This is a genomic window from Rahnella sp. BIGb0236, assembly GCF_004364755.1.
In the GTDB taxonomy this organism is placed as follows: domain Bacteria; phylum Pseudomonadota; class Gammaproteobacteria; order Enterobacterales; family Enterobacteriaceae; genus Rahnella; species Rahnella victoriana.
The window spans coordinates 213,822-231,868 of record NZ_SOAO01000002.1 but is presented as its reverse complement, the minus strand read 5'-3'; the positions used below and the strand labels follow the sequence as shown (position 1 = coordinate 231,868).

Genomic DNA, 18,047 nt, shown 5'->3' with positions numbered 1-18,047 from the left:
TGAAAGCGGGTTTTTTTACGTCTGCTGAAGATGAACCGGGGATCAGATATAGGGCTTCGACCATTCAAGGATCTGGTCGTGTTGCAGCGGACGCGAAAAATAGAAACCCTGCACAGAATCACAGTGAAGTTCCTCCAGACACAGCAAGGTGTCGTTATCTTCCACGCCTTCTGCCACCACCTGATAGCTCAGCGCGTGCGCCATCTCAATCATCGATTTCACAATCACTTTGCTCTTACTGTCATTACTGATGCCCTGAATCAGCGATTGATCCAGTTTCAGTGTGTCCGCCGGAATTTTTTGCAGGTAATTCAGGTTGCTGTAGCCGGCACCAAAATCATCCAGCGCAATGCTGATCCCCATCTGACGCAAGGCGTCCAGCGACGCCACGGCATGCGGATTGTTGGCCAGCGTCTGCGTCTCCAGACACTCGATTTCCAGCATCGACGGTGATACCTGATGCAGGATCAGGGCGGTATGAATGCGCTGAACCAGATCCTGTTCCACCAGATTATTAGCGGTCAGGTTAATGGAGACCTGAATCTGCGCGCCGCGCTTTTGCCATTCTGCAATTTGCATCACGGCCTGCGTGATCACCCAGTTGGTGAGCGGGGTAATCAGCGGCGTTTTTTCCGCCAGCGGGATAAATTCAGACGGCGAGATGATGCCCAGCGTCGGGTGTTGCCAGCGGATCAGCGCCTCAACGCCCTGAAATTTTTTGTCGGCCAGACGGATTTTCGGCTGATAAACCAGATGAAAATCTTCGCAGGACGCCACGGTAGCCATCAGATCATTGAGCAGGTTAAACGCGCGACGCTGGATAACGTCCGACTCCTGCTGATAAGGCATGATGAGCTGGTTATTGCTGATGGCTTCGTGCAGGGAGGACATCCCCTGGCGCATGATGTTTTCAGCGCAAGGCGAGGTGGACGAGAACACGGTATAGCCCGCGTGCAACCGTACATTGATCGGGATGTCACTGGTAATGCTTTGCTGGATTTTGGCTGCGGCGATTTCCAGCTGATTAAAAATTTCTTCCTGTTCGTCCAGACGCTTAATCAGCGCAAAGCGGCCCAGCATCAGGCTGTACACTTTGTCATTCTCATTCAGTTCGCTACGCAGGAAGGAACCGATATCTTTAAGAATGTTTTCGACTTTCGGAATGCCGATGGCGCGTCCGATGTCGTAGGCGTAGAGGGTGTCGAGGGTATCGATCAGGATCAGTAAACAGGGGGTATTGTCCGGTGCTTTGATCAGATGCGAGATATCTTCCATCAGACGCTGGCGGTTGGGTAACCGCGTCACAATATCCACAAAACTCATGGTACTGCGCGATTCGATGATATCGATGACAATCGCCGCCAGGTCCGACAGCATGTCGATTTCCTGCGCCGAAAAATCGCGAGGATGTTTATCCGCCAGACATAGGCTGCCGACCGCGAACCCGTCACGGGTGATCAGCGGCGCGCCGGCGTAGAAACGCATGCCTTCTTCGGCGGTGACCAGCGGGTTTTCGCAAAAACGCGCATCCAGCAGGGCGTCATTAACCACCATCACTGACGAGGAACGGATAGTGTAATCGCAAAACGCGATATCCCGCGCCGTATAACGCAACGCCGTGTTGGTTTTGGATTTAAACCACTGTCGATGCTGGTCAACCAGAGTAATGATGCAAATAGGAATATCAAAAATTTGCTGGGTAAGACGGGTAATCAGATCAAGAACTTCATCCGGATTGCCGTCTGCAATCTTTAATTTTTGCAGCGCCGCAAGCCGTTTCTTTTCATTTGAATTCAGAACCCTTTTCATTCTGTACGACCTCTGATCGCCGGACTGGACGCGTTTAGTTATGCACTATAGCGTGAGTCTGATTCATTTATCATTTTCTTTTTGTCCGTTTTGCGAGGGTTGCTGTCAGTTAGTCAGGCGCACGAAGTTATCGTTTGCGTACTATGGGTTTAACAGAGCTTTACCGCTGAACCGACATCATAAGGAAAACCGCATGTTAAACGACCCGTCGCAAAAGTACCGTCCCTTTCCGCAGGTGAATTTACCCGACCGTCAGTGGCCGGGAAATGTGCTCGATAAAGCGCCGCAGTGGTGCTCCAGTGATCTGCGTGACGGTAATCAGGCGCTGGCCGAACCCATGGACAATGCCCGCAAACGTCAGTTTTTTGATTTGCTGGTGCGCTGTGGTTTTAAACACATTGAGGTGGCGTTCCCCTCCGCGTCTCAGACTGATTTTGATTTCGTGCGCGGCCTGATTGAAGACAAGGTGATCCCGGACGATGTGGTGATCCAGGTGCTGACGCCTTCACGGCCGGATCTGATTGCCCGCACGTTTGAGGCGTTGAAAGATGTGCCGCGCGCCATCGTGCATTTATATAACGCCACCGCGCCGGTATTCCGTGAAGTGGTGTTCAATCAGGATCAGGCGGCAACCCGCGATCTGGCTGTGCGCGGCGCTCAGCAAATCCGTCAGTTATGCGAACAATATTCACAGACTGAATGGACATTTGAGTATTCGCCGGAAACCTTCTGTTTTACCGAACTGGAGTTTGCGCTGGAAGTGTGTGAGGCCGTCGCCAATGTCTGGGAGCCGGGCAATACGCGTCCGATGATCATCAATTTACCGGCGACCGTGGAAGTCAGCACACCGAATATTTATGCCGATCAGATTGAATGGTTCTGCCGCCATTTCAGCCGCCGTCAGCAGGTTTCCATCAGCGTGCATCCGCATAATGATCGCGGAACCGGCGTAGCCTGCGCCGAACTGGCGATGCTGGCCGGTGCCGACCGTGTGGAAGGCTGTCTGTTCGGTAACGGCGAGCGTACCGGGAATGTTGATCTCGTGACGCTGGCGCTGAATCTTTATACTCAGGGCGTTGCGCCGCAACTGGATTTCAGTAATTTGCAGGCAATAGTCGAAGCGGTGGAAGAATGTAACCAGTTGCCGGTGCATCCGCGCCATCCGTATGCCGGTGAACTGGTGTTTACCGCGTTTTCCGGCTCGCATCAGGATGCGATCAAAAAAGGGTTCGCGGTGCAGAACGTGTCAGACAATCCTGTCTGGCGCGTGCCTTATCTGCCGTTAGATCCGGCGGACGTCGGATGCAGTTATGAAGCGGTGATCCGCGTCAACAGTCAGTCGGGGAAAAGCGGGGCGGCCTGGCTGCTGGAGCAAAATCACGGGCTGAAATTGCCGCGTGGTTTGCAAATCGATTTCAGTAAAGCAGTGCAGCGCGAAACGGATACCCACGGCAAGGAGATGAGCACCAGCGATATCTGGCGGCTGTTCCGTCAGCGTTACGGGTTAACCGATCAGCCGGTGTTGAAATTGCTGAGTTACGATATCCGCAGTGATGAACAGAACGTATGCCATTTCAGTGCGCGGATCCGTTATCGCAATGAAGAACAGCATATTACCGGCAGCGGCAACGGTTTGTTGTCCGGGGCGGCAGATGCGCTGCGCCGCAGTTACGACGTGCAGCTGGAAATCGGCGATTATCATGAGCATACGCTGGGACATCAGAGCCACAGCCGCGCGGTGGCCTATCTGAGTTGTCAGGGGCGGTTGGGGGAAAACTGCTATGGCGTGGGCATCGACAGTGATGTCTCCGGCGCCTCGTTGCAGGCGCTGTTCAATGCCGCCAGTGCGGTTATGGCTGACTAAAATATTCACTGGGTGATACGCCCAGTGAACGGCGGAACATCGCGCTAAAGGCACTCGGGCTTTCATAACCGAGTGCCAGTGCCACATCTATGACCGACACACCGGCCGCCAGCTGGTTCAGGGCTTCGAGCAATTTGGCCTGACGAACCCAGTCACTGAAACGCAATCCGGTTTCACGCTGAAAGCGGCGCGATAGCGTCCGGCTGCTGATCTCCAGTCGCTGGGCGACATCTTCCAGTTCCCATGAAGCACACAAATCTGCGCGGATCTGCTGGCACAGGCTGAGCAGTTCCGGCTCTTTCGGTTCCGGCAGATGCAGCGGCAGCGTCGGCAGGAGGCGGAGTTCATCCAGCAATAATTCCATAATGCGCTCATCACGCCCGCCGGAGAGATAATCTGCCGGAATGGTTAGCGATGACAGGATCAGTTCGCGCAGCAGGGGAGAAATCTGTACCACCTGGCATTGGGCGGGCAAATCAGCCCGTGCCAGCGGATCGACAAACAGCGTCCGGGCTTTTACGCCGCCGATAAACCGCAGACTGTGCACGACATTTGCCGGCAGCCAGACACCGCGCCCGGGCGGCACCATCCAGGTGCCAAGCGAGGTATGCACTTCAACAATGCCGGACAAAGTATGAATAAGCTGCGAGCAACTGTGGCTGTGAGCGGGTTCGCTGTCGCCATGTTGGTAATCAATGGCCAGAGGCGCAATGGCCTGATGAGGGGCAAGGAAATGGCGATGCATGGATCAATGATGGTTCTGTTTTTTGGCATCTTCGACGGCTTGTTTCGCCTCTTCGGCCGCTCTTTCGATTTCTTCTTCGGTCAGTTGTTCTGAAACCTGGATCAGCTCACCCAGCCCGTCACTGATATGAACATCGTCAGCTTTGCTTTTGTTTTCTTTATTGTTTCCGTCACTCATGCGGTTGTCCTCAGGGAAGGGGGTCAGGGTATGATTGTAGCAGAAGTTCAGGGGAGGGGCTGAGGGGAAACAGAGTCTGTCTGGCGACAGACTCCGGAAGGCATTTACTGACGGTAAGCGAATTTGATCTGTTGCAGGGAGTTTTTGAACACTTCTGCCTGTTGCTCATCTTCCATCTGAGCGACAAAACGCTCCATGTTCAGCATCACTTTGCCGGCATCAGCCTGGCCGATCGCTTTGAGGATCAGGGTCAGGGTGGCTTTCAGGCAGGCGACTTCCGTTGCCAGTGTTTCAACGTTTGCTTCAGTCGTAAAATCGCAATTACTCATTATGTTTATCTCCTCAGGCAGGCTGCGGGGGCCGTGCTCCGAATTCCGGACAGTAGAAAAGTGGCCGCATTTTAGCATAGTTGGCACGTTTTAGTGCAGCATCGCCGGCAGGCTGAAAATCGTGCAACAAGAGAGTCATATAAGCCCGACAGAACGCGCGGTAAAGAATACTAAACATAATGGCTCAATGAGCCTTTCTCATGTTTATGTGCAAACTTATTCATATAAGCCATCGGCAATTCGTGCGATCATAAATAATAATCGGTTATATCATAGATATATGCAGGGTACGCGTTGGCGGTTAAATAGCCAGTGCCGCATTGTGGTTGTTTTAGTGCAGTAAAAAAGCCTGTGCTTATTTTTTTACTGCCTGAAAGAAAACGTAGCGGATGGGGCTTGTTGATTGATTCGGCTGGGTTTTTTTATAATTTATTAATACAGCTGATGGCACTTCTCATTTACATTCAGCAAACTAGTTTTTTGCAGACATTCCTTGGTCAGGAAGGCGGGATAGAGTAAAATACGCGGGCTATAATAAATAACTGTGTCTTCCTGATTTAAAAACACTGCCGATGTGCGGCAGTGGGGCAAGTTTGTTGATGCTGGCCTCTTATTGCCACCTTCTCTTCATTTTATAAGCTGTCTGAGAACACCTATTTTGTTCAGAACGTAAGACAGGCTTGAAGAACCTGACGGTGTGTCGCCCTTATTTTTTGGAGAATTCTCTTTGATTAGCGTTCTTCTTGTTGATGACCATGAACTGGTGCGCGCAGGGATCCGACGCATTCTTGAAGATATCAAAGGCATCAAAGTGGTTGGTGAGGCGCAATGCGGTGAAGATGCCGTCAAATGGTGCCGGACTAATGACGTTGATATTGTCCTGATGGATATGAACATGCCGGGTATCGGCGGGCTTGAAGCGACCAAGAAAATCGTCCGTTTCTCCCCAGATATCAAGATCATCATGTTAACGATTTATACTGAAAACCCGTTGCCCGCTAAGGTCATGCAAGCGGGGGCTTCCGGTTATCTGAGTAAAGGGGCAGCACCACAGGAAGTGGTGAATGCTATCCGTCTGGTGGATTCGGGTCAGCGCTACATTGCGTCTGACATTGCGCAGCAAATGGCGCTGAGCCAGATCGAACCTCAGTCAGAAACGCCTTTTGACTCCTTATCCGAGCGTGAACTTCAGATCATGCTGATGATTACCAAGGGGCAGAAGGTGAATGAAATTTCAGAACAACTGAACTTGAGCCCGAAGACGGTTAACAGTTATCGTTACCGGATGTTTAGTAAATTAAATATTAGCGGCGATGTTGAGTTAACCCATCTGGCTATCCGACATGGTTTGTTCAATACGGAGACTTTATCAGGCAGTGAGTGATGAGCGTTTCGACCCTAAAGCCTTTCTGAAAACGGTCACCAGCCAGCCGGGCGTCTACAGGATGTACGACGCCAGTGGCACCGTAATCTATGTAGGTAAAGCCAAAGACCTTAAAAAACGTCTTTCGAGCTATTTTCGTGTTCAGGTTTCCAGCCGCAAGACGGAAACACTGGTCAAAAATATTGCGCAAATCGATGTCACTGTCACGCACACCGAAACCGAAGCGCTGCTGCTCGAACATAACTACATCAAGCTGTATCAGCCACGCTATAACGTTTTGCTGCGCGATGATAAATCGTACCCGCTGATTTTTCTCAGTGCGGATAACCATCCGCGAATTTCGGTACACCGTGGGGCAAAACACGCCAAAGGCGAGTATTTCGGGCCTTTCCCTAACTCCTATGCCGTGCGTGAGACGTTAGCGTTATTGCAAAAACTTTTCCCGATCCGTCAGTGTGAAAACAGCGTTTACAGCAACCGTTCGCGCCCTTGTCTGCAATATCAGATTGGCCGCTGCCTCGGGCCGTGCGTCAAAGGACTGGTCAGCGACGAAGATTATAAAGATCAGGTGGATTACGTCCGTCTGTTTCTGTCAGGCAAAGATCAGCAGGTGGTCACCCAGCTGGTGAACCGCATGGAAGAGGCCAGTCAGGCGCTGCGTTTCGAAGACGCAGGCCGGATCCGCGATCAGATTCAGGCCGTGCGTCGCGTGACGGAGCGGCAGTTCGTTTCCGGCAACAGCGAAGATCTGGACGTCATCGGCGTGGCCTTTGAGTCAGGCATGGCCTGTCTGCATGTTCTGTTTATCCGTCAGGGCAAAGTGCTGGGCAGCCGCAGTTACTATCCGAAAGTGCCGGGCGGTACCGATCTTGGTGAAGTGGTGCAAACTTTCGTCGGACAATTCTATTTGCAGGGCAGTCAGCAACGCACCCTTCCCGGCGAAATTCTGCTGGATTTCAATCTGGCGGAAAAAGATCTGCTGGCGGACTCGCTGAGCGAAATAGCCGGGCGCAAGGTGCAAATCCAAAGTAAGCCGCGTGGCGACCGTGCCCGTTATCTGAAACTGGCGCGGACCAATGCATCTGCCGCGCTGACGACCAAACTGGCGCAGCAGTCCACCATCCATCAGCGGCTGGCGGAACTGGCAAAAACCCTGCATCTTGCGGAAATTAACCGCATGGAATGCTTCGACATCAGCCATACTATGGGCGAGCAGACGGTGGCCTCCTGCGTGGTATTTGATGGTAATGGCCCGGTGCGCTCCGAATACCGGCGTTACAATATTACCGGCATCACGCCAGGCGATGATTATGCTGCGATGGCGCAGGTGTTGCAGCGTCGTTATGGCAAGGCGCTGGAAGAGAACAAAATCCCTGATGTCATCTTTATTGATGGCGGTAAAGGGCAGCTCGGCATGGCGCTGGATGTGTTCCATTCGCTGAATGTTGAATGGGATAAATCCAAACCGCTGCTGATCGGTATTGCCAAAGGCGCCGATCGTAAAGCCGGGCTGGAAACACTGTTCTTCGTTCCTGAAGGGGAGGGGATTGCCTTACCGGCGGATTCCCCGGCATTGCATGTCATCCAGCATATTCGTGATGATTCGCATAACCACGCCATTACCGGGCATCGTCAGAAGCGCGCTAAAGTGCGTACCACCAGTGCACTGGAAGAGATTGAAGGCGTCGGGCCAAAACGGCGTCAGGTTTTACTGAAATACATGGGAGGCATTCAACCTTTACTGAATGCCAGCGTAGAGGAAATTGCACAGGTACCGGGTATTTCAATCGCATTGGCAGAAAAGATTCATAATGCGTTGAAACACTAAAGGCAATGTAGCAACATACTCATAATATCCACACCGGACAAACAGTTACCTTCGCTATGCAATTTAATATACCTACGTGCCTTACCCTGTTCCGCGTTGTACTGATACCGTTCTTCGTGCTGGCCTTCTACCTGCATTATCCGTGGGCACCGCTGGCCTGTGCGCTGATTTTCGTTTTCGCTGCGGTCACTGACTGGTTTGATGGCTATCTCGCCCGTCGCTGGAAGCAAACAACGCGTTTCGGGGCATTCCTTGATCCAGTGGCCGATAAAGTCATGGTGGCCGTTGCGCTGGTATTAGTGGCTGAGCATTTCCACTCCTGGTGGATTACGTTGCCTGCCGCGACCATGATCGCCCGCGAAATTATCATTTCAGCCTTGCGTGAGTGGATGGCCGAAATTGGTAAACGCAGCAGTGTGGCGGTATCCTGGATCGGCAAAGTGAAAACGACTGCACAGATGCTGTCGCTGGTCGCGCTGTTATGGCGTCCTGATGACATCGTGATCGGCGTGGGTATCGTTGCACTTTATATTGCGGCGGTGCTGACTTTCTGGTCAATGTTCCAATATCTGAACGCTGCGCGCCACGATTTGCTGGAACCCTGATCAAACTGACGTAAAAACCGTCAAACGATCGCATGAAGCTGATAATTTTATTGACTCAAACCGTCAGGTCAGTAGAATGCAACGCATCGGAAGGCAGACAGTGTTATGCCAGAAGATTAGCTAAAAAAATCAGTAGTTTCTGATTAAAGCGGGAATAGCTCAGTTGGTAGAGCACGACCTTGCCAAGGTCGGGGTCGCGAGTTCGAGTCTCGTTTCCCGCTCCAAATTTTCTTAAACTGATTCAATAATTGGTTTAAGTGCAAGACAAGTAGTAAGATTTAAGGCGCGTTAACAAAGCGGTTATGTAGCGGATTGCAAATCCGCCTAGTCCGGTTCGACTCCGGAACGCGCCTCCAATTTTCCCGGAGCCCGGGTGGTGGAATCGGTAGACACAAGGGATTTAAAATCCCTCGGCTTATGGCTGTACGAGTTCAAGTCTCGTCCCGGGTACCATGGGAAAATTTACAGAATAATCAAAAGCAATAAAGTAGTAATGTCGTTATAGCCACCTTCGGGTGGTTTTTTTATGCCTGAAATTCGCCCCTTCTTCGGTGTTAACTCAATTTTCTTTGTTTCTCTCTTTTTCTGTCGCTAAAGCAATTAATTTCGTCCATTTATTATTATATTAGCTTGCTTATTAATTTGAGGCATAAAGTGCCTATTATTCAAAAAAAGTTTGTATATAACTGTAAGCAGTGAGGAATTTACGTTAGGATGTTCTAAGAATAATCTCAAAGCGCTTTTGTTAGTGACGATATTTTCGCGACATTACCCCGTCTGTTCGTGTGCATTTTTGCATAGGTTTTTATGCAGGCCTGACACTATGACGGGGAGTGCCAGATATATTATTGGGTCATAATTACGTCAGTACGTAGTTGAATAATGGAACATTCAAATGAGCAGTCATAATACGTTACCGCAAGACCAAGTTACGCCTCTCCCTGTTCTGAACAGTCCTTTTGTAAAGCATGATGAAATTGACCTGTTTGAAATTTTCTCGGTAATAGTTAAAGCCAGGAAGTTTATTGTTTTAGTCACGGTTGCTTTTGTTATCGCCGGACTGGTGGTGGGCGCAATCTTGCCGCAAAAATGGACCAGCAGCTCTGTGATCATTGCCCCTGCCTCTGATGAATTCATGGGACTTGATGATTTAATTGATGAATTAAAAGTGGCCGGTGTTGATACCGGAATTGATTCAAATTATCTCCTCTCGACGTATATGCGTTATTTTGATTCACGGATCCTTCGTGACAACTATTTACAGCACTCTGAATACTTCAAAGCACTGATGCAGGAAAACCCGGAAGATCAGTTGCAGAAGCGCCGTTTGCTGGACGCGATCAACACCAATAATATTACGACGTTCAGCAGTGCTGATGATAAAGGGGCAAAGAAAGCCTATACCTATTATCGCCTGAACTTTTCTGCGAAAACCCCTGAGGCGGCAAAAAATCTGTTGCAGGGTTATATTGATTACGTCGAACAAGCGGTCCGGGCTGATATTATTTTCAAAATTAAACGCGCCACAACCTTAAAACTGCAAACAGAACAGCAATTGTTCGATTTAGAAATGCAGAAGGTGCAAAATGCCCGTGATGTGCGGATTAAAAAATTAAAATATGCACTCTCTATTGCAGATGCTGCCGGACTGAAGAAACCGGTATATTCCAACGGTGCGGTTATCGTTGACGATCCGGATTATGCTATCTCGCTGGGCGCAGATGCCCTGAGTCAAAAATTGAAAGTGGAAGAGTCTATTACCGACCCACTTACCATGAGCGTTGATCTGCGTAACAGCAAAATGAGAATCGACCTTCTGAAGAATGTGAAGATTGATAATGTTGAGTTCAAGCCGTTCAAGTATCTGCAGAAACCAGAAGTGCCTTCGAAAAAAGATGAACCGAAGAGAATGATCATCCTGGTGATTTTCACGGTCCTTGGGTTGATGGGCGCGATTGCCATGGCATTACTGCATCATCTGTCTGTGAAACGTCGGGAACGCGTGACGCTCTGAATGGCAATATGAATGTTCAGTTGATAAAAAAGGCCACTCACGAGTGGCCTTCATTCTTTTGCAGCAATAGCATCCGTCAGAAGAAACATCTCTGCGGGGAGAAGGATTGCGAAAGAGGAATTAAAACAGCCCCGAGGGGCGTTTTTAGGGTCAGAATTCACCCGATGAATCTGTATTGCTCAGCGCCCTGATGGATAAAGGCAGGTGGTAGTTTGGCTGGCTGGTGAAGAACGCCTGCAGAGCAACACGTTTCTTCCTGTCGATTGAGATCTCTTCCATGGTTTTGCGGAAGATACTGTAACGGCCACAAGAAGTGCAGGTCACAGTAACAATTTTCGCCGACATATTGACCGACGTCTTATTCGTGCTTTGACATAACGGACACTCATCTTGAGCGCTTAATACTGTGGAACTCATAAAACCTCCGGTTTTACTTAGAGCGGGCAGTAGTCTAGCACAAAAAGGCGTCAGTTGCTTAACGGTAATTTAATTATCAGTGGATTTCAGCGTCAACTCAGTGTAGAGGGCGTAAAAACCGCTGATGCGCCGCACAAAGTCTTCTGCTGTTTTCCCCGGACTTTCCTCCGCACATTCTTGCGTTACACTTAAAGAATTCATTCTTGTCATGGATTCTGATTCTGTATGTCTTCTGCTTTGTACCAGCGTATTGATGGCTCCGTTTACCGACAGATTTACATCGTTGGCGATCTGCACGGTTGCCTGAGCCTGCTTGAAGAGCAACTGGCGAAAATTGCTTTCGACCCCAGCCGCGATTTATTGCTTTCGGTGGGGGATCTCGCCGATCGCGGCCCGGACAGCGTCGGGTGTCTGCAACTGCTGAATGAGCCGTGGTTTGTCTGCGTCAGAGGGAATCACGAGCAGATGGCCATTGATGCGGTGAATGAAGAAAATATTCCCCGCTAGCTGCGCAATGGCGGCGACTGGTTCTACGCGCTGGACGAAGAGGCGCAGGAGCAGGCAAAAGCGTTGATTTTACAGGCCGACGCCTTGCCGCATATCCTTGAGCTGACCACGCGTAAAGGAGAGCGTATCGTGGTGGCCCATGCCGATTATCTTTCAGATGAATATATTTTCAATAAACCAATGGAAGGGTATGAGGTGATCTGGAATCGCGATCGGGTGAATGCGGCTCTCGCGGGACGTTATCTGCCGATCACCGGTGCGGATGCCTTTTATTTCGGCCACACCCCGGTGGAACACGCGATGCAATTTGCCAATCAGTTTTACATTGATACCGGTGCCGTCTTTGGGGGATATCTGACGCTGAAACAGCTGCAATGACCTCCGGTCTTTTGCGTGTTTGCGGTGACTGACGGGCAACGGTATAGTGAGCGGCTGCGAACCGGGAAGGCATGAGATAACATCATGGAAAATAAGCGTGAAGACAGGATCCAGCGTCTGCTGCTGGCCTTAAAAAAGACAGATAAAATTCACCTGAAAGAAGCGTCTTTACTGCTTAATGTTTCTGAAATGACGATCCGCCGTGACCTCAGTTCTGCACCCGCGCCGGTGATCCTGCTGGGCGGTTATATTGTGATGGATCCCGGCAATACCCCGGCAACGCATTATTTTGTCAGTGAACAGAAAACCCGTCAGGTCGCCGAGAAAAAACGCCTTGCTTCCCATGCTGCGAGCCTGATTCAGAATAACGATACGGTATTTTTTGATTGCGGCACCACCATGCCGTATGTGATTGAAAAAATACCAGAAGACCGGGTGTTTACCGCCATCTGTTATTCGCTGAATACCTTTCTGGCGCTGCAGGAAAAACCGCACTGCGATGTCATCTTATGTGGCGGCGCCTTTAAAGCCAGCAACAGCATTTTTACCCCCATCGGACGCAGCAGCGAACTGGACTTTATCCGTCCGGCGAAAGCTTTTATTTCAGCGGCGGGCGTCAGTCTTGAACACGGAGTGACCTGTTTTAATTTTGATGAACTGCTGATGAAACACCAGGCGATGGCGCGCTCTGCGCAAAGTATTCTGGTGGTGGACAGCAGTAAGTTTGATCAGGTTCGTCCGGCGGCGATTGCTCCGCTGGCGCGTTTTAATGTGGTGGTCAGCGACGCTGAACCACCACAGGAATATCGGGATTTTTGCGGTCAGTATGACATCACGCTGCGGGTTTAAGGCCCTCAGCGTATGGCCGGGATCTTTTCGACTGACTGATAAAAGACCACTTCCCAAATGCCATTTTTTGAGCCATCACTGAGATAATGCTCAAAGCAGGTTTTCCCGTCAGGGCGATAGCTGCTGCTGGCCAGCAACTGGGCGTAAAATTCACGCCAGGCTTTCTCAAAATTACCATCAGTAATGGTGGTGTGATACGCCGCATAGGTGCCTCCCGGCAATGTTTGCAACGTCAGCCCCTCCGCATCATCAAGAATAAAGTTGTCCGCCACACACACCGACGGATCGGCGCGCAACTCCTCTGCGGGCGTGGTATCAGGATTGTCATGAAACCACGTCAGCCATTCATTTTGTGGCTGATGATGTCGGGCAGCCCATTTCATCAATTGCTGAAAGCCGCTGTGGATGGACTCCTGATAAGGGCCGGTCACCCGATAACTCACCACTTTTTTCGCTGGTCTTTCTACGATTAATAATGCCACGATGATCTCCTTTTATCTGACATGCATTGAGTGGGTTCCCTGTTGAGCGTTAAGCAAATGCCAAACTATAACAGTTAGCCGCTTTACTCACGGTAACTGCTCTACGCGCTATAACAGTTGTCATGATAAAATTATGTAATCAGATTGCATTATAGTCGCGACGCAATGAGGTTATGAGATGGACGTAATCAAAAACGTATTAAACAGTGAAATTGATCGCATCAACCGTCAGGAAGGGCGCGATGGTAAGGCGCGGATCAACGCTGAGTTCTTCGTTAACCACCCGTGGCTGTGTCTGGCGATGCTGGTCGGGTACATCGCAGTGGGTATCGTGATGTACGTTTCTCCTTATATGGGCATCGGCTGGTTTATCGGCTTTACCGCTTTCCTGATCTTTATGTCCGCCATGTTGTTGCTGGAAATTAAACCGGTTTACCGTTATGAAGATATCGGCGTACTGGATTTGCGGGTGTGTTACAACGGGGAATGGTATTTCAGCCGTGAACTGCCCGCTGATGCCGTACAGACCATCCTTGCTGCCCCCGGTGTCAGTGCGCAGGTGAAAAATCGCATTGAATCGATTGTCCGCCATAAAGGTTTTGTCGACTTCTATGATGTGTATGATCTGGCGCGTCTGGAACGTCAGCAGCCGGATAATGCAGGAACCGCACAGTTAGCTCACTCATACCGCCCGTAAACATGGCAACAGGCCATGACGTTACCCTGCGTGCTCTGATAAAATAACGGTTGAACATCATTTTTGTGAATGGATCCCCAACACGAAAAGGGTGTGATGCCGTTACAGGAGCGACAGTGGAACGAATCAAACTGACTATTCATCATCTGCACAAAATCACTTCCGGTGAAAAACAAGATGCGCAGGCCACCGCACGCATTTATGCTGGCGATACGCTGCTGCTTACTGAAACCATGACCGGACAGGCCGTGCATTTTGATCGGTTCATTCGCGCTGAAAATGACAATGGCCAACCGTTGAGAGTGGAATGGGACAGCGATGGCTGCGCGGAAATGTCCGTGTCACGCGCTGAAGTGTGCCCTTGCTGCGGCGGTGATGCCTTACACGGTTGAATTAATCCGGTCCGGACCGCATGTAGAGTAAAAGCCGAACAGAGGTGAATGATGAAATTTATCAACAACGAATTTGAATACCGTCAGTGGATAATGGATGAAATATTCCAGGCGAGCGCGGTAGGCGAAACCTCTGAGTTTGCCGATCAGGAAGTGGATGATTTTATCTTTGATGCCCGCCCGGTTGCCTATCCTTGTGTGGCCGTGATGATCCAGACACCGGGCGAGCCGGGGGTGTGCGAGCCACGTTTCTTCTACAAAGAGCAGATCTTTGAGTGGGCACATAAAATGGGGTTTGGCTTCGACAGCTAACCGTCATGCAGGAACCCTGAGCGTGACTCAGGGTTCGGCCCCGCAGGCTCACATCCCGTCGTCAGACGTTCTTGCGATCGATTTTCTCTTCGCCCCAGAATAAATAATCGTCTTTAGTTTTTGCGAAAGCGATAGGCAGGACTTCATCGTTGCCTTCTTCCCAGATTTTCTGTGCCAGTTTCTCGTCGTTCTTCGCCAGCTCGAAAATAGCTTCTGCGATTTCGTGAGAGGTTTCACGGGTATTGGCCCAGGCTTTGATGTTTGACGTCGTCATCCGGTTCTCCTCGTATTGTGTTCGGAAGGTGTCTCCGTGACACCAACGTATTCACTATAACTATGGTTTCCCGACGGCGTTTATGCAAATCCGGCGCTGGCAGGGCACAAAAAAACCGGCACCGGACACGGCCTGTCGTTTATACTGAACGCGATTTTGAACAATTAAGGTGATGAGAATGAGCGACGATATTTTTGATTTTGACATTGATGCTGCACTGGAAACCGCTGAAGTCAAAGCGGCGGAAAAAGCAGCAGAAGTGCCTGAAGCCGTTCAGGATGAAAGTGACTGCGAAGGCTGTAAAATCTGATTTTGCACAACAAAGCAGCAAACAGAAAACCGCTTCGGCGGTTTTTTTGTATCTGTTATTTATTCTTCAGAACCGGTATTTCACTGAATTTCCTTTGCCGCCATAGCGTTGCAATGGCCTGTGCAGAACGCCGTTCTGTCGCAAATGTAAGGATACCGTCAGGGCATTTTTTTTGGGATAAATTCCTATAGAACAGGAAGATAGCTGGCGGTACTTTGTCACCACCTGATAAGCAGGTCGTGAGGTTCACAATGAAAAAACTGATTCTTGTTCTCGCCGTTTTGCTAACTTTGCCAGCTATCGCACAGGCAGACGTCGAGCTTGGCGTTAATATGCCGGGGCTGTCACTGCATATCGGTGACCGTGATGACCGCGGGTATTACTGGGATGGTGGTGACTGGCGTCCGCCAGGCTGGTGGGATCATCATTATCGTGATGAAGGACGGGGTCACTGGGTGTATTACGAACCGGCTCCGCCACCACCGCCGCACTGGCATCATGAGCACTGGCACGAAGGCCCGCCGCCGGGTTACTGGCATGACGGCCCTCCGGGACACTGGCGTGAAGGTCCGCCGCCGGGTCGCTGGTAGCAGAACCTGAATTATTGCAGTACAGGCATAAAAACAGATTTTGGGAACAGGGTTGGCAGTGGCGATGCAAAAGCATCCCCAATGTCAGTTCTGTTCCTTTTACGTTCCCCCCCCCGTTATTGATAATCCTTCTCTTTTAATAATCACCCCCTGAATATTAAATAATTAATTCATTCACATTAAATATATTTAATGTCCTGTTTTTTAATTAATAAAAGGGAAAATGCGAAGCAGGGCTTTTTAAGACAAATTGCTGCTTGCTTATATGCCTTAGTATGTTAATTTCTTGTTATCGGAACGGCAACGGATGGCTCGAACGCGATGCGTACTTGCTGAGACAGGCAGTCATTCAGGGATAGTGTCAGTCAGGTATGCACCCTGTCATTTACCGAGAATATCCCTATGCAATTGATTAAAAACGATTTCGAATACCGCACCTGGATGCTGGATACTTATTTCTATCAGGATAAAATTGAAGGCGATAAGTTGCTGACTGATGAGGAAATGGACGATTTCCTTTTTGAGTTCCGGCCACGTGAATACCCGTGTTTAGGTAATGTGACGCCATCGAAAGAATGCTCGCTCGAATTAGATATTACTTTCTTTTACCGAAATCATATTAGCGAATGGGCCGCGTCGATGGGCCTGATAAATACTAAATAACCGTTATTGCCTCAATTAAAAAAAGCGCCTCAGGGCGCTTTTTTACATGAAAATCAACGTGATTAATTACCGCGAACTTCAACCAATACCGGGCAGGGCGAACCGGCGATCACTTCCGCACTCACCGATCCTTTCATCATACGGCCAAAGGCTGAAAGCTGTCGGTGACCGATGACAATGACGGAAGCCTTTCTTTTCGCCGCCTCGGCCACCAGGGCTTCTCCCGCCGCACCGACAATCAGATTCCCTCTGGCGCTGATACCGGCCTGAGCCAGCGTGTCCAGTGCACGGCCCACCACCGCGCGCGCAGTATGTTGTTCCTGTTCCGCCGGGGGATAATCGACGATTTCGCCGGGGATATCGCCGTTGTTTTCCAGCGCATAAGATTCATCAATACAGCAGGTGACAAACACGGTCGATGCGCGATCTTTTGCCAACTGGCAGGCGAGATCAACCACAAAAGGGGACTGCTTCGAACCGTCTACGGCGAGCAAAATGACATCAAACACGGCAACTCCTTTATTTACGGCCCATTATTTGTTTTCACCCAACTTGCCGATTTCGCCAATCAGGGCAGTTTTGCATTCCAGTAACGCTTCGCGGATTTGCGCTTCCTGCGCGGCGCGGCGGGCGGTAGGGAACAGCACCGACACAGAATAACGTCCCAGAATGGTATCTATCGCCACCGCCAATGTGGTGACGCCACTGACGGTTTCGCCTTCTTCCAGCGCGATACCGCTTGCCCGCACCATCGCCACTTTTTCCAGCAGGGAATCAAGGGTGCGGACGGTATTCTCGGTGGCGGGTTCCAGCACATCACCGACAATAATGCGGATCTCTTCATCTGTTTTCAGCGACAGCAATGCGCGGCCACCGGATGTACTGTAAATCGGCAAATTCAGGCCGACGCGGGGCACCACGCGCAGTTCTCTTTCTGCCACAATGCTGTGGATATTGGCAATCTGCCGTCCGCTCGCGCGCCCGAGGGACACCGTTTCGCAGGTGATATCGCAAAGTTGACGCAGGAAAGGCGAGGCGATGGCGATCACATCGGTATGCACGGTAGACACCAGTTTCAGCAGCGTCGGGCCAAGTCGTACACCGCCGCTGCCTTCGGAGCGCACCAGACCTTCTTCAGCCAGCGCCGCCACGATCCGCTGCACGGTTGACCGCGGCAAATCCACGTCATTGGCAATTGCCCCGAGACTCATGCCTTGCGGGTGTTTCCCCAGCGCATTGAGGATGGTTGCTGCCCGCGAGATCACCTGGATCCCACCGCTGCGTTCTTCGTCTGCCGGAATGTCCTGAGCCATCATTTCTCCTTTATTCGCGTCGCGTGATCCATACCAAGACCCTGAAGGGTCAATGTAATGGCTCAACCGGGGAAAAACAATTTTTAATCACATTGCAATACAGTGCAC

The 18,047-nt window shown here is 50.5% G+C and carries 21 protein-coding genes, 3 tRNA genes and 1 pseudogene; 16 read left to right on the top strand and 9 right to left on the bottom strand.

From position 1 onward, the window contains the following. Positions 1-42: 42 nt before the first annotated feature. Positions 43-1,809 (bottom strand): EAL domain-containing protein, encoded by a 1,767-nt coding sequence (locus EDF78_RS04535; RefSeq protein WP_119826519.1) that lies wholly within the window; start codon positions 1,807-1,809, stop codon positions 43-45. A 193-nt stretch (positions 1,810-2,002) separates the two neighbouring features. On the opposite strand from EDF78_RS04535, the gene leuA reads away from it, so the two are divergent. Then, positions 2,003-3,673: a 2-isopropylmalate synthase gene (gene leuA, locus EDF78_RS04530; RefSeq protein WP_095921296.1), complete on the top strand. Its 1,671-nt coding sequence runs from the start codon at positions 2,003-2,005 to the stop codon at positions 3,671-3,673. Here leuA and EDF78_RS04525 read toward each other — a convergent pair. From EDF78_RS04525 to EDF78_RS04520, 3 genes are all read right to left on the bottom strand, one after another. Further along, complete coding sequence (locus tag EDF78_RS04525) at positions 3,660-4,418, bottom strand: helix-turn-helix transcriptional regulator (RefSeq protein WP_095921297.1); 759 nt, start codon at positions 4,416-4,418, stop codon at positions 3,660-3,662. The genes leuA and EDF78_RS04525 overlap by 14 nt on opposite strands. A gap of 3 nt (positions 4,419-4,421) precedes the next feature. Continuing rightward, the gene (locus EDF78_RS25550; protein WP_162928667.1) at positions 4,422-4,595 is read right to left on the bottom strand and encodes a hypothetical protein; all 174 of its coding nucleotides are present in this window, start codon (positions 4,593-4,595) and stop codon (positions 4,422-4,424) included. Between the two features lie 104 nt (positions 4,596-4,699). Next, positions 4,700-4,924, bottom strand: a complete 225-nt coding sequence (locus EDF78_RS04520) for a DUF2594 family protein (protein ID WP_015697982.1) — start codon at positions 4,922-4,924, stop codon at positions 4,700-4,702. A 727-nt stretch (positions 4,925-5,651) separates the two neighbouring features. On the opposite strand from EDF78_RS04520, the gene uvrY reads away from it, so the two are divergent. The 7 genes from uvrY (at position 5,652) to wzz(fepE) (ending at position 10,755) form a co-directional block, all read left to right on the top strand. Next, entirely contained in the window at positions 5,652-6,308 is a 657-nt protein-coding gene (uvrY, locus tag EDF78_RS04515; protein WP_013576296.1) for a UvrY/SirA/GacA family response regulator transcription factor, read from the top strand. Continuing rightward, complete coding sequence (uvrC, locus tag EDF78_RS04510; protein WP_269812095.1) at positions 6,301-8,136, top strand: excinuclease ABC subunit UvrC; 1,836 nt, start codon at positions 6,301-6,303, stop codon at positions 8,134-8,136. Before uvrY ends, uvrC begins: the two co-directional genes overlap by 8 nt. Positions 8,137-8,192: 56 nt before the next feature. Next, positions 8,193-8,741: a CDP-diacylglycerol--glycerol-3-phosphate 3-phosphatidyltransferase gene (gene pgsA, locus EDF78_RS04505; RefSeq protein WP_095921300.1), complete on the top strand. Its 549-nt coding sequence runs from the start codon at positions 8,193-8,195 to the stop codon at positions 8,739-8,741. Positions 8,742-8,889: 148 nt separating this feature from the next. Beyond that, a tRNA-Gly gene (locus EDF78_RS04500) sits at positions 8,890-8,965 on the top strand. 58 nt (positions 8,966-9,023) lie between these two features. After that, positions 9,024-9,097, top strand: a tRNA-Cys gene (locus EDF78_RS04495). Between the two features lie 11 nt (positions 9,098-9,108). Further along, positions 9,109-9,194, top strand: a tRNA-Leu gene (locus tag EDF78_RS04490). A gap of 442 nt (positions 9,195-9,636) precedes the next feature. Next, entirely contained in the window at positions 9,637-10,755 is a 1,119-nt protein-coding gene (wzz(fepE), locus tag EDF78_RS04485; protein ID WP_119826516.1) for an LPS O-antigen length regulator Wzz(fepE), read from the top strand. A gap of 150 nt (positions 10,756-10,905) precedes the next feature. Here the strand turns inward: wzz(fepE) and EDF78_RS04480 are convergent, their stop codons facing one another. Further along, positions 10,906-11,172: a hypothetical protein gene (locus tag EDF78_RS04480; RefSeq protein ID WP_015697978.1), complete on the bottom strand. Its 267-nt coding sequence runs from the start codon at positions 11,170-11,172 to the stop codon at positions 10,906-10,908. Between the two features lie 225 nt (positions 11,173-11,397). Between EDF78_RS04480 and EDF78_RS04475 the strand changes: the two are divergent. Further along, positions 11,398-12,057 (top strand): annotated as a pseudogene (locus EDF78_RS04475) (metallophosphoesterase). An 84-nt stretch (positions 12,058-12,141) separates the two neighbouring features. After that, positions 12,142-12,906 carry a DNA-binding transcriptional repressor DeoR gene (gene deoR, locus EDF78_RS04470; RefSeq protein ID WP_119826511.1) on the top strand — a complete coding sequence of 255 codons (765 nt, stop codon included), beginning with the start codon at positions 12,142-12,144 and terminating at the stop codon, positions 12,904-12,906. Between the two features lie 5 nt (positions 12,907-12,911). Here the strand turns inward: deoR and EDF78_RS04465 are convergent, their stop codons facing one another. Continuing rightward, entirely contained in the window at positions 12,912-13,388 is a 477-nt protein-coding gene (locus EDF78_RS04465) for a GyrI-like domain-containing protein (RefSeq protein ID WP_095921303.1), read from the bottom strand. A gap of 178 nt (positions 13,389-13,566) precedes the next feature. Here EDF78_RS04465 and EDF78_RS04460 point away from each other — a divergent pair, with 178 nt between their 5' ends. The 3 genes from EDF78_RS04460 to EDF78_RS04450 all read left to right on the top strand — a co-directional run bounded on the left by EDF78_RS04460 (position 13,567) and on the right by EDF78_RS04450 (position 14,789). Then, a complete protein-coding gene (locus EDF78_RS04460; RefSeq protein WP_095921304.1) occupies positions 13,567-14,085 on the top strand; it encodes a YlaC family protein in 519 nt (172 codons plus the stop codon). Between the two features lie 116 nt (positions 14,086-14,201). Continuing rightward, the gene (locus tag EDF78_RS04455; protein ID WP_119826509.1) at positions 14,202-14,477 is read left to right on the top strand and encodes a hypothetical protein; all 276 of its coding nucleotides are present in this window, start codon (positions 14,202-14,204) and stop codon (positions 14,475-14,477) included. Between the two features lie 51 nt (positions 14,478-14,528). Further along, positions 14,529-14,789 (top strand): hypothetical protein, encoded by a 261-nt coding sequence (locus EDF78_RS04450; protein ID WP_095925092.1) that lies wholly within the window; start codon positions 14,529-14,531, stop codon positions 14,787-14,789. Between the two features lie 61 nt (positions 14,790-14,850). On the opposite strand, the gene EDF78_RS04445 is transcribed toward EDF78_RS04450, so the two are convergent. Then, on the bottom strand, positions 14,851-15,063 hold the full coding sequence (locus tag EDF78_RS04445) for a YccJ family protein (RefSeq protein ID WP_095921306.1): 213 nt from the start codon (positions 15,061-15,063) through the stop codon (positions 14,851-14,853). 178 nt (positions 15,064-15,241) lie between these two features. On the opposite strand from EDF78_RS04445, the gene EDF78_RS25930 reads away from it, so the two are divergent. From EDF78_RS25930 to EDF78_RS04435, 3 genes are all read left to right on the top strand, one after another. Further along, complete coding sequence (locus tag EDF78_RS25930; protein ID WP_013576285.1) at positions 15,242-15,373, top strand: hypothetical protein; 132 nt, start codon at positions 15,242-15,244, stop codon at positions 15,371-15,373. 251 nt (positions 15,374-15,624) lie between these two features. Continuing rightward, positions 15,625-15,963, top strand: a complete 339-nt coding sequence (locus EDF78_RS04440; RefSeq protein ID WP_095921307.1) for a DUF2502 domain-containing protein — start codon at positions 15,625-15,627, stop codon at positions 15,961-15,963. A gap of 402 nt (positions 15,964-16,365) precedes the next feature. Next, positions 16,366-16,626, top strand: a complete 261-nt coding sequence (locus EDF78_RS04435; RefSeq protein ID WP_095921308.1) for a hypothetical protein — start codon at positions 16,366-16,368, stop codon at positions 16,624-16,626. A 62-nt stretch (positions 16,627-16,688) separates the two neighbouring features. On the opposite strand, the gene EDF78_RS04430 is transcribed toward EDF78_RS04435, so the two are convergent. Both EDF78_RS04430 and EDF78_RS04425 read right to left on the bottom strand, forming a co-directional pair. Next, on the bottom strand, positions 16,689-17,135 hold the full coding sequence (locus EDF78_RS04430; RefSeq protein ID WP_095921309.1) for a universal stress protein: 447 nt from the start codon (positions 17,133-17,135) through the stop codon (positions 16,689-16,691). A gap of 24 nt (positions 17,136-17,159) precedes the next feature. Beyond that, positions 17,160-17,939, bottom strand: a complete 780-nt coding sequence (locus EDF78_RS04425; RefSeq protein WP_131692585.1) for an IclR family transcriptional regulator — start codon at positions 17,937-17,939, stop codon at positions 17,160-17,162. Positions 17,940-18,047 lie beyond the last annotated feature (108 nt).

What these genes read in the sequence shown, in the direction of transcription:
- EDF78_RS04460 (WP_095921304.1), top strand. Translation starts at nt 13,567, where the DNA reads ATGGACGTAATCAAAAACGTATTAAACAGTGAAATTGATCGCATCAAC.
- deoR (WP_119826511.1), top strand. Translation starts at nt 12,142, where the DNA reads ATGGAAAATAAGCGTGAAGACAGGATCCAGCGTCTGCTGCTGGCCTTA.
- EDF78_RS04520 (WP_015697982.1), bottom strand. Translation starts at nt 4,924, where the DNA reads ATGAGTAATTGCGATTTTACGACTGAAGCAAACGTTGAAACACTGGCA.
- EDF78_RS04450 (WP_095925092.1), top strand. Translation starts at nt 14,529, where the DNA reads ATGAAATTTATCAACAACGAATTTGAATACCGTCAGTGGATAATGGAT.
- EDF78_RS04440 (WP_095921307.1), top strand. Translation starts at nt 15,625, where the DNA reads ATGAAAAAACTGATTCTTGTTCTCGCCGTTTTGCTAACTTTGCCAGCT.
- EDF78_RS25550 (WP_162928667.1), bottom strand. Translation starts at nt 4,595, where the DNA reads ATGAGTGACGGAAACAATAAAGAAAACAAAAGCAAAGCTGACGATGTT.
- EDF78_RS04535 (WP_119826519.1), bottom strand. Translation starts at nt 1,809, where the DNA reads ATGAAAAGGGTTCTGAATTCAAATGAAAAGAAACGGCTTGCGGCGCTG.
- EDF78_RS04445 (WP_095921306.1), bottom strand. Translation starts at nt 15,063, where the DNA reads ATGACGACGTCAAACATCAAAGCCTGGGCCAATACCCGTGAAACCTCT.
- leuA (WP_095921296.1), top strand. Translation starts at nt 2,003, where the DNA reads ATGTTAAACGACCCGTCGCAAAAGTACCGTCCCTTTCCGCAGGTGAAT.
- EDF78_RS04525 (WP_095921297.1), bottom strand. Translation starts at nt 4,418, where the DNA reads ATGCATCGCCATTTCCTTGCCCCTCATCAGGCCATTGCGCCTCTGGCC.
- EDF78_RS25930 (WP_013576285.1), top strand. Translation starts at nt 15,242, where the DNA reads ATGAGCGACGATATTTTTGATTTTGACATTGATGCTGCACTGGAAACC.
- EDF78_RS04480 (WP_015697978.1), bottom strand. Translation starts at nt 11,172, where the DNA reads ATGAGTTCCACAGTATTAAGCGCTCAAGATGAGTGTCCGTTATGTCAA.
- EDF78_RS04425 (WP_131692585.1), bottom strand. Translation starts at nt 17,939, where the DNA reads ATGGCTCAGGACATTCCGGCAGACGAAGAACGCAGCGGTGGGATCCAG.
- EDF78_RS04435 (WP_095921308.1), top strand. Translation starts at nt 16,366, where the DNA reads ATGCAATTGATTAAAAACGATTTCGAATACCGCACCTGGATGCTGGAT.
- pgsA (WP_095921300.1), top strand. Translation starts at nt 8,193, where the DNA reads ATGCAATTTAATATACCTACGTGCCTTACCCTGTTCCGCGTTGTACTG.